The organism is Pseudomonas sp. NPDC098747, from assembly GCF_044760045.1.
Lineage (GTDB): Bacteria > Pseudomonadota > Gammaproteobacteria > Pseudomonadales > Pseudomonadaceae > Aquipseudomonas.
On sequence record NZ_JBIWAL010000110.1, the window covers coordinates 1 to 2,225 of the forward strand.

3 protein-coding genes are annotated in these 2,225 nt (G+C 60.3%); 2 read left to right on the forward strand and 1 reads right to left on the reverse strand.

The features are described 5' to 3' along the window. Positions 1-534 (forward strand): PilZ domain-containing protein (locus ACIQVE_RS28975; protein WP_402815304.1); only part of this gene is annotated, 534 nt, incomplete at its 5' end. 14 nt (positions 535-548) lie between these two features. Beyond that, complete coding sequence (locus tag ACIQVE_RS28980) at positions 549-1,271, forward strand: glycerophosphodiester phosphodiesterase (protein WP_402815306.1); 723 nt, start codon at positions 549-551, stop codon at positions 1,269-1,271. A 42-nt stretch (positions 1,272-1,313) separates the two neighbouring features. Here the strand turns inward: ACIQVE_RS28980 and sthA are convergent. After that, positions 1,314-2,225, reverse strand: a 912-nt coding sequence (gene sthA, locus ACIQVE_RS28985; RefSeq protein ID WP_402815308.1) for a Si-specific NAD(P)(+) transhydrogenase, incomplete at its 5' end; no start/stop codon positions are given.

The following is a 2,225-nucleotide window of genomic DNA, read 5'->3' on the forward strand; positions in this document are numbered from 1 at the left end:
GACACGATCGCACTGGAAATTCGGCCCCTGTCTGCTCCCGAAGCCGCAGGCCAGGAAGTGTTGCAGGATGCTTCCCCACTCTTCAACCTGCTCAGCGAACTGCACCTGAGTGAATTCGAGTCGCAGCACCTGTTGCGCCAGATCAGCGAGCGCGACCGGGCTATCGCTGCGTTCCTGAAATCCCAGAACAAGCGTATCGACCTGCTCAGCCAGGTAGTTGCCCTGACCGTGCTCGGCCACATCGGCGAGCCGCAACCGGTGATTATCTCCGAGGGCGGGATCGACTTTCAGCATCCGACGCCAATCGCTGCAGGCGCACACCTGTCGGTCAAACTGGTGCTGATGCCCCAGGCGCTCGGCCTGTTACTGCGCGCCCGCGTCACCCACTGCGACCGCAAGGGTGAGGGTTATGACGTCGGTACCGAGTTCGAACACCTCACCGATGCCCAGCGCCAGCTACTCGCCCGCTATATCTTGCAGAAGCAGGCTCAGGAACGACGTCTGGCCCGCGAACAAAACGAATCAGGCATTTAAATTAAGGAAGAACCGTGACCCTCATCTACGGCCACCGCGGCGCCAAGGGCGAAGCACCGGAAAACACCCTGAGCAGTTTTCAGGAATGTCTCAAGCACGGCGTGCGCCGTTGCGAACTCGATCTGCACCTGTCCAAAGACGGCGAGCTGATGGTCATCCACGACCCGACCCTCAAGCGCACCACCGACCGGCGCGGCAAGGTCATCGAGCAAACAGCCGCCGATCTGGTGACGTTTGATGCGCGCAAGGGTGGCCCGGGCTGGATCAAGCCGTGCCCGATTCCGACGCTGGAAGAGTTGTTCGAGAAGTGCGATTTCGAGCACTGGCAGCTTGAAGTCAAAAGCGCTTCACGCACTCGCGCGGCCACTACCGTGCTGGCGATTCGGGAAATGGCGCAACGCCACGGCTTGCTCGACAAGGTGACCATCACCTCGAGCTCTCGGGAAGTGTTGAAGGCTGCGCTGGATCTGGTCCCGGACGTATCGCGCGGACTGGTCGCCGAGTACGCCTGGCTCGACCCGTTGAAGGTCGCGCAAAGCTACGGCTGCGAGATTCTGGCGTTGAACTGGACGCTGTGTACGCCTGAGCGCCTGCAAAAAGCGCAGCGTCAGGGGCTGCATGTGTCGGTGTGGACAGTCAACGAGCCTGCACTGATGCGCAGACTCGCCGACTTCGGCGTTGACAGCCTGATTACAGACTTTCCCGGTTTGGCCACTGCCACGCTCGAGAATTGCTGAAATCGGTCTCCCCGGCCGGCTCAGGCCACCGGCCGGAGCCCGTCAAAAAAGCCGGTTGAGGCCGTCGTACGCCGCTACCCGATAGGCTTCGGCCATGGTCGGGTAGTTGAACGTGGTGTTGACGAAGTACTTCAGTGTGTTCAGTTCGCCCGGCTGGCTCATGATCGCCTGACCGATGTGAACGATCTCCGACGCCTGATAACCGAAGCAGTGAACGCCCAGCACTTCCAGGGTTTCACGGTGGAACAGGATCTTCAGCATGCCTTGCGGCTCGCCGGCAATCTGCGCCCGCGCCATGCTCTTGAAGAAGGCCTTGCCGACTTCGTATGGCACTTTGGCCTGAGTCAGCTCCTGCTCGTTCTTGCCGATCGAGCTGATCTCCGGAATGGTGTAGATGCCGGTCGGCACATCATTCACGAAGCGCCAGCTATTGTTATCAACGATGCTGCCAGCGGCCGAACGGCCCTGGTCGTGAGCAGCACTGGCCAGGCTCGGCCAGCCGATCACATCGCCCGCGCCGTAGATGTTCGGCACGCAGGTGCGATAAGCCTCGTCGACCTCGATCTGGCCACGGCTGTTGACCTTGACGCCGATGTTTTCCAGACCCAACTGATCGGTGTTGCCGGTACGACCGTTGCACCAGAGCAAGGCGTCGGCCTTGATCTTCTTGCCGGACTTCAGATGCAGGATCACACCGCTGTCGACGCCTTCAACGCGATCGTAATCTTCGTTGTGGCGCACGGTGATGTTGTTGTTGCTGAAGTGGTAGCTCAACGCCTGGGAGATTTCCGAGTCGAGGAAGCTCAGCAACTGACCGCGGTTATCCACCAGCTCAACCAGCACGCCCAGACCACTGAAGATCGAAGCATATTCGCAACCAATCACGCCGGCGCCGTAAACGATCAGTTTGCGCGGGGTGTGGCCGAGGCTGAGGATGGTGTCGCTATCGTAGAT